This window comes from Campylobacter ureolyticus ACS-301-V-Sch3b, assembly GCF_000413435.1.
In the GTDB taxonomy this organism is placed as follows: domain Bacteria; phylum Campylobacterota; class Campylobacteria; order Campylobacterales; family Campylobacteraceae; genus Campylobacter_B; species Campylobacter_B ureolyticus_A.
The window spans coordinates 510,381-524,185 of the sequence record NZ_KE340326.1; the positions used below are offsets into that span (position 1 = coordinate 510,381).

At 29.8% G+C, this 13,805-nt stretch carries 13 protein-coding genes; 2 read left to right on the plus strand and 11 right to left on the minus strand.

The features are described 5' to 3' along the window. The first annotated feature begins 40 nt into the window (after positions 1 to 40). Together HMPREF9309_RS02615 and miaA are read left to right on the plus strand one after the other, a co-directional pair. Complete coding sequence (locus HMPREF9309_RS02615) at positions 41 to 1,201, plus strand: tyrosine-type recombinase/integrase (protein WP_016646380.1); 1,161 nt, start codon at positions 41 to 43, stop codon at positions 1,199 to 1,201. A gap of 181 nt (positions 1,202 to 1,382) precedes the next feature. Next, positions 1,383 to 2,279 (plus strand): tRNA (adenosine(37)-N6)-dimethylallyltransferase MiaA, encoded by an 897-nt coding sequence (miaA, locus tag HMPREF9309_RS02620; RefSeq protein WP_016646381.1) that lies wholly within the window; start codon positions 1,383 to 1,385, stop codon positions 2,277 to 2,279. On the opposite strand, the gene nuoN is transcribed toward miaA, so the two are convergent. The 11 genes from nuoN to nuoD are packed head-to-tail and all read right to left on the minus strand — an operon-like array spanning position 2,247 to position 13,803. Next, the gene (gene nuoN, locus HMPREF9309_RS02625) at positions 2,247 to 3,686 is read right to left on the minus strand and encodes an NADH-quinone oxidoreductase subunit NuoN (protein ID WP_016646382.1); all 1,440 of its coding nucleotides are present in this window, start codon (positions 3,684 to 3,686) and stop codon (positions 2,247 to 2,249) included. The two genes, miaA and nuoN, sit on opposite strands and share 33 nt — an antisense overlap. Next, on the minus strand, positions 3,676 to 5,199 hold the full coding sequence (locus HMPREF9309_RS02630) for an NADH-quinone oxidoreductase subunit M (protein ID WP_016646383.1): 1,524 nt from the start codon (positions 5,197 to 5,199) through the stop codon (positions 3,676 to 3,678). The genes nuoN and HMPREF9309_RS02630 overlap by 11 nt, the downstream gene beginning before the upstream one ends. Then, the gene (nuoL, locus tag HMPREF9309_RS02635) at positions 5,190 to 7,025 is read right to left on the minus strand and encodes an NADH-quinone oxidoreductase subunit L (protein WP_016646384.1); all 1,836 of its coding nucleotides are present in this window, start codon (positions 7,023 to 7,025) and stop codon (positions 5,190 to 5,192) included. The genes HMPREF9309_RS02630 and nuoL overlap by 10 nt, the downstream gene beginning before the upstream one ends. After that, complete coding sequence (gene nuoK, locus HMPREF9309_RS02640; protein WP_016646385.1) at positions 7,018 to 7,332, minus strand: NADH-quinone oxidoreductase subunit NuoK; 315 nt, start codon at positions 7,330 to 7,332, stop codon at positions 7,018 to 7,020. The genes nuoL and nuoK overlap by 8 nt, the downstream gene beginning before the upstream one ends. Continuing rightward, positions 7,329 to 7,850 carry an NADH-quinone oxidoreductase subunit J gene (locus tag HMPREF9309_RS02645; protein ID WP_016646386.1) on the minus strand — a complete coding sequence of 174 codons (522 nt, stop codon included), beginning with the start codon at positions 7,848 to 7,850 and terminating at the stop codon, positions 7,329 to 7,331. Before HMPREF9309_RS02645 ends, nuoK begins: the two co-directional genes overlap by 4 nt. Next, positions 7,847 to 8,428: an NADH-quinone oxidoreductase subunit NuoI gene (gene nuoI / locus HMPREF9309_RS02650; RefSeq protein ID WP_016646387.1), complete on the minus strand. Its 582-nt coding sequence runs from the start codon at positions 8,426 to 8,428 to the stop codon at positions 7,847 to 7,849. Before nuoI ends, HMPREF9309_RS02645 begins: the two co-directional genes overlap by 4 nt. Before the next feature lie 9 nt (positions 8,429 to 8,437). Then, on the minus strand, positions 8,438 to 9,418 hold the full coding sequence (gene nuoH, locus HMPREF9309_RS02655; protein ID WP_016646388.1) for an NADH-quinone oxidoreductase subunit NuoH: 981 nt from the start codon (positions 9,416 to 9,418) through the stop codon (positions 8,438 to 8,440). After that, on the minus strand, positions 9,412 to 11,619 hold the full coding sequence (locus tag HMPREF9309_RS02660) for an NADH-quinone oxidoreductase subunit G (RefSeq protein ID WP_016646389.1): 2,208 nt from the start codon (positions 11,617 to 11,619) through the stop codon (positions 9,412 to 9,414). Before HMPREF9309_RS02660 ends, nuoH begins: the two co-directional genes overlap by 7 nt. Positions 11,620 to 11,666: 47 nt before the next feature. Continuing rightward, a complete protein-coding gene (locus HMPREF9309_RS02665; RefSeq protein WP_016646390.1) occupies positions 11,667 to 12,353 on the minus strand; it encodes a hypothetical protein in 687 nt (228 codons plus the stop codon). Next, positions 12,350 to 12,580 carry an NADH-ubiquinone oxidoreductase subunit E family protein gene (locus HMPREF9309_RS02670; RefSeq protein ID WP_016646391.1) on the minus strand — a complete coding sequence of 77 codons (231 nt, stop codon included), beginning with the start codon at positions 12,578 to 12,580 and terminating at the stop codon, positions 12,350 to 12,352. Before HMPREF9309_RS02670 ends, HMPREF9309_RS02665 begins: the two co-directional genes overlap by 4 nt. Then, positions 12,580 to 13,803 (minus strand): NADH dehydrogenase (quinone) subunit D, encoded by a 1,224-nt coding sequence (nuoD, locus tag HMPREF9309_RS02675; RefSeq protein ID WP_016646392.1) that lies wholly within the window; start codon positions 13,801 to 13,803, stop codon positions 12,580 to 12,582. The genes HMPREF9309_RS02670 and nuoD overlap by 1 nt, the downstream gene beginning before the upstream one ends. Positions 13,804 to 13,805 lie beyond the last annotated feature (2 nt).

Here is a 13,805-nt window from a genome sequence, read left to right on the forward strand (position 1 = left end):
TAACTTAATTTTTGATTTATCTTTACTGATTAGGTAAAATATGACTTATGAAAAATTTAGAAAAAATAGAAATATTTATGTCCAACATGGTAGATTTTATATTGATTACCAAAAAAATGGTGTAAGAATTCGTCGTTCTACTGGAATTAAAAAATCATCTTTTGCATTTGATTTTATTCGTAAAAATTACGATCTTTTTATTGGCTCACAACTTGATATTGAAAAAGCTAGGCGTAAATACTATGAGCTTGAGGATGCACATACCGATAAAATTCTAAGAAAAAGGGAAGAAGGTGTTGTTATTTCTAAAAATGAGAGCGAATTTAGCTTCGATAGTGTAATTAGTAAACTACTGGCTGAGAAGTCTTTTTTAAAAGACAAAACTGTCAAACTTTATACGACCATTAGTGAGTCTATAATCGAATTTTTGCGTTTTAAAAATATTTTTTATTTGTCTGATTTTAAAAGAGAGCATAGTATTGACTTCATTCAGTTTTGTAAAGATAAGGGTCTGAAAGATAAAACTATAAAGCTTTATGCTTCGTTTTTAAAAACTATTTTTAAATATGGAATAAGTAATGATTTAATTTCTAAAAATCCATTTTATATGCCTAAATTTAAAAAAAGGCTTGATGAATTTGAGGATGAAAAATTTATACCATTTAGTCTTGATGAAATTATTCAGATGATAAAAAATGCTGACGCTGAATTAAGAACTTATCTTGTTGTTGCATTTTTTACTGGTGCTAGGACTGGTGAGATTTTAGCACTTACTTTTAATGATTTAGATTTTAATAATAGAGAAATTCGTATTAATAAAACACTTTCTGAATATAGTGTTGTGGATTCTCCTAAAACTAAATCAAGCAACCGAACAATTGATATGCTTAATATTGTATATAAAGAACTAGTAAAGCTTAATTTTAGTGATAAAAATGAACGGATCATAAAATGCTCACGCTCTCTTATACGTCTTAAATTTAACAAATTACAAGCAAAACTTGGCTATAATAAACGCAGACTTTATGATACTAGGCATTCTTTTGCTTCTTTAATGCTAAGTCGTGGCGAGGAGCCTATGTGGGTAGGTTGTAAAATGATGGGGCATAAAGACTTAAATGAAACTTATCGTTCTTACGCTAAATATCTACCAAAAGATGCCAAACAAAGAGCAGTTTTTTTAAATGACGTTGTCATTTAAAATTTAAAAATAGCCATTTTTTAATTAAAGTATGCTATAATATGGAACTAATTTAATAAAAATAGATTGAATTTTTCATCCTTTACTGTTTTAAAATGCCTATTTATAGGCATTTGAGCTTAGCTAATTTAAGATAAAATATATATTATTAATTTTAAAAATTGCACAAATTAGGGGAAATATGTTTTTTGAGTTTGCTATTATTGCGCCAACTGCAAGTGGAAAAAGTGATTTAGCAATAGAGCTAGGAAGCGAGTATGATTGTGTTATATTAAGCCTTGATTCACTTTTAATCTATAAAGATATAAATATAGCAAGTGCAAAACCAAGCGATGATGAGTTAAAAAAAGTAATACATTTTGGCATAAATTTGACTTATCCAAATAAGCATTTTAGTGTTGGTGATTTTATAAATGAGTATAAAAAAGCCAAAAATTTTGCTGAAAATAAAAATAAGCCCCTTATAATAACTGGCGGAAGTGGGTTTTACTTAAAATCTATGTTGAATGGACTTGCTCCAAAGATCGAGGATGTAAAATCAGGCTTATCAAATTTAGAAATTTATACCCTTGCCTTGAAAATTGATTCCAAGTTTGCATCCAAATTTAGTCAAAATGATACTTATAGACTCAATAAATGGTATAGTATTTATCAAAAAACAGGTGAAATTCCATCACTTTTTTTAGAAAAAAACACATTGCCACCGATTATAAAAAATCTTAAAGTTTATGAAATTTTAGCTCCAAAAGAAATTTTGGATAAAAGAATATCTCTAAGAACAAAAAATATGATAAAAAATGGTCTTATTGATGAGGCAAAAATGCTTTTTTCAAAGTATAATCCAGAGCTAAAAGCACTAAATTCAATCGGCCTAAAAGAAACAAAAGAGTATTTAAAAGGCGAAATTTCCATAAATAAGCTTGAAGAGTTAATCACCACACACACAATTCAGCTTGCAAAAAGACAAAGAACTTTTTTTAAATCTCAGTTTAAAGATAAAACAACACTTCCTTTAAATGAACTAAAATATCACTTAAAAGAAGTTTTAAAAACCGCTAAAGATGGTGGCATTATATAAAAACGCAAGTATAAATTTAACTACAAAAGGTGCTAAAATACAAAAAGCGGCACAAAGTATTAGCGAAAATTTAATAGAGCCATTTTCTTCAAAGCTTATTTTGCTTTTTTCATCATATAAAAACATATTTACAACAAGTTTTAGGTAGTAAAATAGGGCGATAGCAGAGTTTAATGCCATGACAATAGCTAAAATTATATATCCTTTGCTAAGTGCTGCACTTAGGATATAAAATTTACCCCAAAACAGACTAAATGGTGGAATTCCAGCAAGGCTTAACATAAAAAGTGACATCAGCAAGGAGATAGTTAAATTTGACTTTGCTAAACCCTTAAAGCTTTCATAATCATAATGCCCATTTTTTATGCTCCAAAGTATGCCAAAAGCACCTAAATTTGCAAAAGAAAACATTATCCAATATAAAAATAGCCCCACGTTTGCATCTGTTGAGTTTATAAAAATTGCTCCTAGGATAAACCCTGCATGAGAGATTGAGCTAAATGTAAGCATTTTTTTAATATTTTTGGAACTTAGGGCTACAATATTTGCAAAACTCATAGTTGTTATGGCTAAAATAAAAAGTATACTTTTAACACTTTCAATGCCCAAAAGTAGATCAAACACTCTAAGCACAACAATAAATGCTGCTAACTTTGGAACAATAGATATAAATCCAGCTAAAATTTCATTTGATGAGTTGTAAATATCACTAAGCCAAGTATGAAATGGCACAAGTGATACCTTGAATCCAAGACCTGTTATTATAAAAATAGATGAAATTATTAAAAGCGAATTGCTTTCTAAATTTTTTAAAGAATAATTCATTTCATAAAGCTCTACGCTTCCAAGGCTTAAGTATAAAAGTCCAGCTCCAAATACAAAAAAAGCACTTCCTAAAGCTCCCATTGCAAAATATTTAATGGCTGCCTCTACACTTTTGGTTGTGTTTTTTAAGGCTATTAGAGTATAAAGACAAAGGCTTGAAAGCTCAAGCCCAAGAATAATTAGAATTAGATTATCGCTCATTATCATCGTATTGAAGCCAGATATCATAAATAAAAATAGAGTGTAAAACTCACTTTTTTGATACTCTTCAAATTCATTTCTAGCAAAACTAAAAAGTAAAAAAAATAAAGATGTTAAAATGATAATTGTTGTGCCTAAAACAGCAACACCATCTAATAAAATAAGATTAAAAAATCCCCTTAAATCTCCACTAAATGTAAGGATAAAACCTAAATCAAAAACTAACGCCAAACTTGTTAGGCTTAGATAAAATTTACTTGTTAAATCCTTTTTTATCATACCCATTATGAGCAAAAAAACTCCAAATAATATTAAAAAGGCAATTGGAAAAAGGCAAAGCATATTTAATTTTTCAATGTCAAAAATAACTTTATTTACCATATATCATCCTTAGTTCATTTGCTGATTTTATAAATTTGGTTGTGGTTTCATCACTAGCTTTATCATACATAAATGAAAGCAGATTTAAAACGCCATCATTTATCCAAGCCAAAAGCGTGTTTGGAAAAACACCTAAAACTAAAACTAAAACTAAAATAGGAATTATGGCGCAAAGCTCAAATGCTTTTAAATCAGGCAAAGTTAAATTTGCTTTATTGGTAATTTTTCCAAAAAAAGTAAGTTTGTATAAATTTAGACTGTAAATTGCACCCATTATGATGCCAAAACCACCAAGCACGGCAAACCAAGGACTTGTTTTAAAAATGCCTAAAAGACTTAAAAACTCACCAACAAATCCACTTGTTAAAGGTAGCCCAATGCCTCCAAGAATCATTATGCAAAAAATAGTCGCATATATTGGCATAATTTTAGCAAGGCCACCAAATTTAGCCATTTCTTTTGTGTGTGCTCTATCATAGATAAAGCCAACTAGCATAAAAAGCCCACCGCTTACAAGTCCGTGGCTTACCATAAAAAATATCGCTCCACTAATGCCTTCAATACTCATTGAAAAAATTCCAAGCATTATAATACCCATGTGAGCGATTGAACTATATGCAATAACTTGCTTTATATCTTTTTGATAAAACGCAATAAAAGAGGTGTAGATTACCATTATTATGGCGATTATGCAGATAAAATTTGCAAAATAGTAACTTGCATCTGGAAATATCGGCAAAGAAAATCTTACAAAACCATAAGTTCCCATTTTAAGAAGAACTGCAGCTAATAAAATAGAGCCTATTGTTGGGGCTTTTCCATGAGCATATGGAAGCCAAGTGTGAAATGGAAAAAGCGGAGTTTTAATAGCAAATGCAATACCAAAAGCTAAAAATAGCCAAATTTGAGTATTTTTAGGAATTTCTAGTCTTTGCCAATCAAGTATGCTAAAGCTGTAACTTCCAGTTGTTTTATAGTGTAAATACGCCATAAAAATAAGCCCTAAAAGCATGAAAATCGAGCCAAAAAATGTATAGATAAAAAACTTAATTGCAGCATAAATTTTATTTTCACTTCCCCAAAAACCAATTATATAAAGCATAGGAATGAGTGAAAGCTCCCAAAATATATAAAAAAGTATAGCATCTAAGCTTATAAAAACACCCATCATCGTCATTTCTAAGAGCAAAATGGAAATTATTAGATGTTTTTTTCTTTTTGAGATATTTAGGCTAATTAAACTAACAAAACAAATAAACGCACTCAAAATTACTAAAAACAAAGATATTCCATCAATTCCAAGAATATAATTTATCCCTAAATTTGGAATAAAAGGAATAACTTCAAGCATAATTGAGTTATTTATAGCATCAAATTTATACCATAAAAATAGTGTTAAACATAGCTCTATGAAAGAGGTTATAATGGCATAAGTTTTTATACTTTTTTCATCTACAAAAAATCCAAAAAACGCTGCAAATAGCGGGAAAAAAAGAACTATACTTAACTCCATAATGTCTCCAAAATAAAAGCCAAAATAAGCAGTATTGTAAAACCAAAAACAAAATATCTAAGCATAAAAGATAAATTTGAAGTGTTTGTTTTATCAAATTTATTAGAAAGCAAAAGCAGTGATTTTGCTATAAAATCAACTGATTTATCTATAGCAAAATTATCAATTTTTGAGCAAATTTCAGCCATTTTATAATATGGTTTTATAAAAATAGTTTCATAAATTTTAGGGATATAATATTCGTTTTTTAGAAGCCTATAAAATATATTTTCTTTTAAATTTTCTTTAAATATGTTAAATTTATAAGCATAAATTGCAAATAAAACTGATGATATAACGCAAAATAAAGTTATAAAAATAAGAAAGATTTGATTGCTTTCTTTCATGTTAAAATCACCAGTTGTGCTTATGATGAATTTATGAAAATTTCCTTCAAAAAAGCCAGTTGTTGTAGATAAAACTGCTAAAACACTTAAAGATACGATGACAAAAACTCTTGCATCATGTGGTTTGTGAGTAAATTTGGTTTTACCAAAAAATACAAGCATTATAAGCCTAAAACTATAAAATGCTGTCATCATAGCTCCAATTAGCAAGCAAGCCCAAACCATAAAATTTTGATTATAAAATGCAGCTTCTAAAATTTTATCTTTTGAGAAAAATCCAGCAAATGGATAAATTCCAACTAAGGCTAAGCTTGCAATAGTCATTAGTACAAAAGTTGGTTTTAAAAACTGATTTAGTCCGCCCATTTTTTGAATATTTAAATCATCATTCATTGCATGCATTATATTTCCTGCACATAAAAACAAAAGTGATTTAAAAAATGCGTGAGTAATTAGATGAAATAGGGCAATCCAATACGCCCCAAGTCCTGCTGCAACAAACATATATCCAAGTTGTGAGAGTGTTGAATAGGCAATAATTTTTTTTAGATCATCATTTACAAGTGCCATTGATGCACCAAAAAGTGCTACAAAAACTCCTAAAATTACTATAAACTCACTTACAAAAATTGCATTTATGAAAATTTCATTTGCTCTAATTACTAGATAAACACCAGCTGTTACCATAGTAGCTGCGTGTATTAGGGCTGAAACAGGTGTTGGTCCTGCCATTGCATCAGCTAACCAGGTGTGAAATGGAAACTGAGCTGATTTTCCCATTGCTCCAAAAAATAAAAGTCCAGCAATTAAAGTGATATTAAATTTATCTAAATTTGAGATTGTAGAAAAAACGGCTTCATATTTAAGACTTCCTATGTTTTTATAGATTAAAAACAGAGCTATTAGTATGCCAAGATCTGCTATTCTATTCATTATAAAAGCCTCGTTTGCAAACCAGCTAATTTTATCTCTTTGATACCAAAAACCAATTAATAACCAAGAACAAAGTCCAACGCCCTCCCAACCTATAAATAAGCCTATAAAATTATCACTTAATACCAAAACAAGCATTGAAAAAACAAAAAGTCCAAGATAGGAAAAAAAGCGGTTAAAGCCATCATCATTTGCCATATACCAAATAGAATAAATATGCACAATGCTTGCTACTATGCCGACCATAACAGCCATCATAACGCTCACACTATCAAGCATAAAAGAGTAGCTTAAATCTAAAAATCCTACATTTATAAAATGACTTAAAAAAATATTTACACTTCCTCTTTCCAAAACTGCTTCTAATAAAATAAATGAGCTAATTGTGCTAATTATCATTAAAAGTGATGATATTATGCCTATAGTGAAAGATTTTTTAGGAAAAAAACCTGCAATTAGTGATGAGGTAAGGGGTAAAAATAAAGAGATTAGGAAAAAATCAATCATCTTTTTGTCCTATTGTCTGTAGATCTTGAATGCTAAATGAGCCAGTTTTTTTATAAAATCTAACTAAAAGCCCAAGTCCAACTGCTAATTCGCTAGCTGCGATGCCCATTATAAAAATAGCAAAAACTTGCCCGTTTAAGTCAGCTTTATACTCACCAATAGCCACTAGCGCAATATTTGCTGCATTTAGCAAAATTTCAGTTGAGATAAAAAGCATTATTAGATTTGATCTTTTCATAACCCCGATAAGTCCTAAAATAAACATGCAAATACTTACAAAAAGATAGTGATTTAGTCCTATTATCATAAGATATCTCCTTTTTTATCCATCTCCTTATGGGTTAAAACTATGGCACAAATCATCGCAGCTAAAAGCAAGGTTGCACAAATTTCAAAGGCAACGATATATTTAGTAAATAAAATAATACCAAGTAAATCAGTATTTCTTGCTCCTTCGATAATAGGATAGCTTGATGATAGGCTTTTTGCTTTTATTGGGGCTAAAATCATTATAAAAATCAAAATTGCTGATATTATAGAAAGAGAAAAAATAATTTTAAAAGATTTTTTATCTTCTTTAAATTCTATATTTGAGTCAAAAAACATCATTGCAAATGAGTATAAAACAACAACTGCACCTGTATAAACTAAAATTTGTATAACTCCTAAAAACTCAGCATTTAGTAGAAAAAATAATCCTGATATAAAAATCATACCACCAGCTAATGCGCTCATTGAATATAGGACTTTTGTAGAAAAAACACTTATTGCAAAAAGAAAAATACTCATAATGCTAAAAAAGTAAAATCCAATTGTTTCTATCATAAATTTTCCTTATCTAAAAAATCAGTTGGAGTAAGTCTTATTTTATCATCTTGTAGATATGAGCCATAGCCACTAAATTCCTCTTGTTCTTTTATATTTTTACTTAAAAGCTCATCCTTAAATGCATAATATGCTCTTTGTTCACTTGCAAACTCATACTCTTTTGTATGAACTATAGCTAACTCCGGACAAACATCTGCACAAAGTCCGCAATAAACACATCTTCCTAAATTTATAGAGTAGTTTTTTACCTTTTTTCTGCCATCATCAGCTAAAAAAGTCTCCATTCTAATGCATTTACTTATACAAATTTTTTCGCAAAGTCCACAACCAATACATCTTTCATTGCCACTTTCAAGAAGTCTTTGCAGTGAATGAACTCCACGATAACGAGAGTTTAGCTCCATTTTCTCAAAAGGATATAAAAGAGTGTGGGAATTATTTTTTTTAACCATTTCTTTAAAAGTAAGACTAAGCCCTATAAATAAATCTGGACTAAAAGTTCTTTTTAAAAAGCGTTTTAGTTTTTCTTTTTTAGATATTGCTTTTATTCTATTGTCAACTTTTATGTAACTCATTTTATCTCCTTAAATATTCACAATGCCTGTCAAAAAAATCATCATTAAGCATAGTGGCATTAGAACTTTCCAGCAAAGCCCCATTAGCTGATCTGCTCTTAAGTGTGGAAAAGTAGCTCTTGTCCATAGAAATAAAAAGAAAAAAAAGCTTGATTTTAAAATCATAACAATGCCACCTGGTATAAACCAAATTTGATTAAATCCACCAAAGAAAATTAGAGCTATTAAAACAGAGTAGGTTATCATATTTGCATACTCGGCTATGAAAAACATACCAAATCTCATTCCGCCATAAGGCGTTGTAACACCAGCGATTAATTCGGGATCGTTTTCTGTTAAACAAAGTGGAGTTCTATTACACTCTATAAATGAGGCAATTAAAAATGCAATAAAACAAATTGGTTGTTTCCAAAAAAACCATGCTCCAATTCCGCCACTTTGAGCATTTACTATATCAATTATTGAAAGTGAGCCAACAAGCATAATGATTGGAATTAGGCTCAAACCATTTATAACCTCAAAACTAACAAGCTGCATAACAGCCCTCATTGAACCAATTAAACTCCATTTATTATAACTTGATAATCCTGCTATTATAAGCCCATAAACACAAGTTGAACTAGCTGCTAAAACAAACAAAACACCAACACCTATATCGCTTAAAATCGGATGAACTTTTTGCCCAAAAAGTGTAAATTCTGGTAAAAATGGTATTGGAGCCATTGCTACAAATGCAGCAGTTACGGAGATCAAAGGTGCAAGGATAAAGGCAAATTTGGCTGATTTTTTAGGGATTACATCTTCTTTAAAAAAAAGTTTTATCATATCAGCTAAAATTTGACCTAGTCCCAAAGGCCCAACCATCCAAGGTCCAATACGGCGTTGCATATAAGCTAAAACTTTTCTTTCAGCGTATGTTCCAAGTCCGGCAAGTGATGCAATTACAGCAATTATTACAAGAGATTTTATAACGCTTTGAAGTATTAGCATTTAATAGCCTTTAATTCTATTTCTTTATATCTTGTCTTAAAACCAAATTCTAAATTTTCATCATAAAATGGAAGATAAGCCCCATCAATTTCATCATCTTTTTTTACTTTTACTTTTTCATTGTCCACCCAAACTAAATCTCCTTCTTTTAGGTCAAATTTTTGCATAAAATCAGCTCCTGCGTAAAGAAAAACTTCACTTTTTAAAAACTTGCAAGTATTTGTAAATTTACTAAAAGCTCCGATTTGATTTGCTTTGTAGATGAAATTTTCTAAATTTTCATTTAAATTTACGATTTTAAATTCATCTGTTTTTGGGTTATAAATTTTAGGCTTTATCTCAAAACCTCTGCAATTTTGGCCGCTGTTTTTATAAAAATTATCTAAATTTGTAATTTTTGGAGTCTCAATGCTAAGGGCTTTTGCAAGGTCACTTAAATAATAACCTTTATAATTTAGTGCTTTTTTAACCGGCACAACTCTTTTATCATAGTTTGTAAAACTTCCATTTTGTTGGGTTAGTGCAGGTGCGTCTAAATCAGAATTGAAAATACCAAATTTAAAATCACCATTTTCATTATATCCCAAAGTTTTTCCATTTTGAAAAACATCATCTAACTTGCAGTTTAAAGCAACTCCTAAAGAGTTTGTTCGTGGTGGAATAATAAGAGTTTTAAAAGGAGTAAAGGCCTCTATCATGCCAGTTAGTTTTGCTAAATTTTCAGCATTTTTACTAAATATAAAATCCTCTCCAATAATCAAAACAAGTTCTTTTTTATCAAGAGCAAGTTTATCAAACTCATTCTCATCTAAATTTAGGATTTCGAAGTAATCAATTTTATATTTTTCAAGCCAACTAGGTAAATTTTTACCAAATTTAAAAAGAATTAATAGCAAAATCTCTATATCAAATTTTGGACTATGTTTGCAAAATAGTAAGTTTTTTGAAAAGCCCTCAACCACGCTATCTTTTATGGTGTGAAAATAAATAGCGTTTGCTTTATTTATCTTTAAAGCATTGTTTAGTTTGTATGATAAATTTGGACTATCGTGTCTTAGAAAACTACCTGTAACTACTATAAAATCAGCATTTTTAATGTTTTGGGAATTTGCTGAAAAAAGATTTTTTCCAGAGTATTTTTCAAAATTTTTTAAGAATTTTTGATATTTTAAAGCCTCATCATTTATTAAATTTAGTCCAAATTTATCTTTTAAATTTGATAAAATTTGCGCATCTTCGTTTGTTATAAAACTATTAAATTTGATGTTTTTGATTTCATTATTTTTAATTAAATTGATAATTTCATTGAATTTACTCTCATTTTTATGGGCGTTTTCATTGTGAAAATCAAAGCCAAATCTTGCAGCTTTGTTTATTTCACCAAATTCATAATCATTTGTAACTCTATAAATTTTTAAATCACTATCTTCAATACCTTTTTGTTTTACTTCATAATATATTAATTCGCAATCACTTGAGTGTGGGTTTGATGAAGCTATTTTTTTTAGCTCCCACGCATTTGATGAGTAGGTAAAGTATTTTATTCCAAGTGCTCCAACTGGACAAACAGCTTCGCATTCTCCGCAGTTAGAACAACTTTTATCTTGCTCAATCAAACTTTTTTGAAATTTATTCCAAACTGCGTAAGCGTCTTTTTGCATACTCTCTTTTAGTTCTTTTGGTGGCATATCTGCGTTTCTTGGAGTTGTTTTTAATGCGTTTTCGCCTATTTTATCCTTGCATACTGTAATGCATCTTTCACAAACTATGCACAAGCTTGAATCATAATCGATAAATTCACTAAAGTTTTTAATGGGCTTGTGGGTTTCTTTAATTGCATAATTTACCTCATCAACTCCAAGCATTAAAGTATAGTTTTGAAGTTCACACTCTCCGCTTTGATCGCAAACTCCGCATTCCAAAGGGTGGTTAATAAGATAAGTTTTCATTATCTGTTTTCTTGCCTCATGAAGCTCGGGTGAGTTTGTTATAACGCTTTGTCCATCTTTTGCTTTAGCATTGCAACTATAAACGATTTTTCCATCAGCTTCCACCATACAAAGCCTGCAAGCAAGAGTTGGTGAACAGCAACTTACATAGCAAATCGCAGGTATAAAAATATCATTTTCTCGTGCGACTTTTAGTATGCTCTTGCCATCAACAAACTCGCAAATTTGTCCGTTTATAGTTATCTTACCCATTTAAAACCTTTGTTTTTTTAAGTTTTAGCATTTAAAAACTTACCATTTTATGCCTTATGAGTTTTTACAACTTCAAAAGCATAGTTGTCAAGGTTTTTTACACCTAAAAATGCTATCGTGCCTTTTAAATTTTTATCAAATTTAAAAGTTTTTGTAATGTTTAAATTTTTTGATTTTATGGTTACAAGTTCACCGTCTTTAACTTTTGCAACTATTTTAAAGTAATTTCCACCTTTAAACTCATTATCTTTTGTGTGCTTATAAACAACTGCACCATCAAAGCTATCAAGCTCTTTTAATTCACCTAAATTTGCACTATTGAAATCTAGTTTATTTCCAGCTGAGTTAATAACTTTAAGATTAAAATTTGAAGATATTAGATTTAGAAGTGCTTTGATATTGTCTTTATCTTTGTGGAAATTTAACATATTTTCATCGGCTATTATCAAATCAGCGTCTTTTAAAAATTCTATAATTTCTTCAATTTCCTCTTCGCCAACACTACTTTCTCCACTTAAAAACCCAATATCTTCATTTTCTAAATCTTTACAAATTTCAGAAGCTATCATCATTAAAACATACGCTTCGCTTGAAATTTCACACTTTACAAAGATATTGTTTTGTAGTTTTTCATCTTCCATAGGACTAAGAGTTAAAAAACTTGCATTATGAAATTTTGCCGCTAAGTCAGGGTTTTGAAAACTTAAATTTGGTGTTATATTAAAAATTTTCATATTCTTCCTTTTTTTACTGTGATTATCCAATCACTTCTATTAAATTTTATTGAGTTTAAAAGTGTAGAGTTTAGGCCATTTATTAAATTCGCACTTTTTTCTACGCTTGAAAAATCCCCTATTTCAAAGATAAACTGACTTACTTCACCATTTTGGCTTGATTTTACAAGTTCGCCCATTCTTGTTAAAAAGTTAGCTTTTAAATGCCTTAAATCATATCTTTTCATTATCTATCAACTTCACCTAAAATTATATTTGTACTGCAAATTATAGCTGGAATATCTGCTATATATCCACCAACTAAGAGATCTTCATAAATTGCACAATGCCAAAAAGATGGCGCTCTTATTTTGAGTCTATAAGGCATATTTTCTCCAGTTGAATATATATAAAAGCCAAGTTCTCCTTTATTAGCCTCTGTTGGGAAATAAATTTCACCAACTGGTGGTTTTATACCTTGAGTTACTAGGACAAAATGTTTCATTAAAGAGTAATTTTGCGTCATAATCTCTTCTTTTGTTGGACTTACAAACTCACTTTTTGCTAAAATTTGCGTATCGCTTTCAAGGTATAGTTTTGCACATTGTCTTAAAATTTTAACACTTTCTTTTATTTCGGCAATATAGCATTTATATCTTGCGTAGCAATCTCCCTCGTCTGAATATGGCACATCAAACTCAAGCTCATCATAAATTAAATAAGGCTCTTCTTTTCTAATATCATATTTTACTCCGCTTGCTCTAAGCATAACTCCACTACATGCATAACCTAGTGCCAACTCTTTTTTTATAACACCAACGCCTTGCATTCTTAAAAGCCAAATTCTATTATTATTAAGCAAGGTTTCATAATCTCTTAGACCGTTTAAGATTTTGTTGCAAACATCGTAAAGATCATCTAAAAAGCCATCATAAAGGTCTAAAAAAACTCCTCCTATTTTTATGGAGTTTTGAGTAAGTCTTGCACCGCAATATTTTTCTAATAAGTCTAATACAAATTCTCTTTCTCTAAAAGCATATAAAAAAACTGTCATTGCTCCAACATCTAGGGCTTGAGTACCAACATATAAAAGATGAGCTTGTATTCTGTTTAGCTCTAAAATTATAGTTCTTATAATTTGAGCCCTTCTTGGAACTTCGATACCACAAAGTTTTTCAACTGCACCACAAAATCCATAGTTATTTCCACTTGCAGCTGTATAGTCAATCCTATCAGTTACTGGAACAAATTCGTTATAAAGAGCATTTTCAGCCATTTTTTCCATACCTCTGTGCATGTATCCAATCCCAGGACTTGCTTTTATCACTTTTTCGCCATCGAGTTCAAGCATAAGTCTTAGTTGGCCATGAGCTGCTGGGTGTTGAGGTCCAAAATTTAAAATCATATTTGAGTTTTGTTTTGTAAATTCTATATTTTCAAAAAATGGTTTTAACTTGGTAGGATTTTGCATTG

Bases quoted from the DNA above. Each gene is read 5' to 3' on its own strand.
- HMPREF9309_RS02665 (WP_016646390.1), bottom strand. From the start codon at position 12,353: ATGAAAATTTTTAATATAACACCAAATTTAAGTTTTCAAAACCCTGAC.
- nuoL (WP_016646384.1), bottom strand. From the start codon at position 7,025: ATGATTGATTTTTTCCTAATCTCTTTATTTTTACCCCTTACCTCATCA.
- HMPREF9309_RS02630 (WP_016646383.1), bottom strand. From the start codon at position 5,199: ATGGAGTTAAGTATAGTTCTTTTTTTCCCGCTATTTGCAGCGTTTTTT.
- nuoI (WP_016646387.1), bottom strand. From the start codon at position 8,428: ATGAGTTACATAAAAGTTGACAATAGAATAAAAGCAATATCTAAAAAA.
- HMPREF9309_RS02645 (WP_016646386.1), bottom strand. From the start codon at position 7,850: ATGATAGAAACAATTGGATTTTACTTTTTTAGCATTATGAGTATTTTT.
- miaA (WP_016646381.1), top strand. From the start codon at position 1,383: ATGTTTTTTGAGTTTGCTATTATTGCGCCAACTGCAAGTGGAAAAAGT.
- HMPREF9309_RS02615 (WP_016646380.1), top strand. From the start codon at position 41: ATGACTTATGAAAAATTTAGAAAAAATAGAAATATTTATGTCCAACAT.
- HMPREF9309_RS02670 (WP_016646391.1), bottom strand. From the start codon at position 12,580: ATGAAAAGATATGATTTAAGGCATTTAAAAGCTAACTTTTTAACAAGA.
- nuoD (WP_016646392.1), bottom strand. From the start codon at position 13,803: ATGCAAAATCCTACCAAGTTAAAACCATTTTTTGAAAATATAGAATTT.
- HMPREF9309_RS02660 (WP_016646389.1), bottom strand. From the start codon at position 11,619: ATGGGTAAGATAACTATAAACGGACAAATTTGCGAGTTTGTTGATGGC.
- nuoH (WP_016646388.1), bottom strand. From the start codon at position 9,418: ATGCTAATACTTCAAAGCGTTATAAAATCTCTTGTAATAATTGCTGTA.
- nuoK (WP_016646385.1), bottom strand. From the start codon at position 7,332: ATGATAATAGGACTAAATCACTATCTTTTTGTAAGTATTTGCATGTTT.
- nuoN (WP_016646382.1), bottom strand. From the start codon at position 3,686: ATGGTAAATAAAGTTATTTTTGACATTGAAAAATTAAATATGCTTTGC.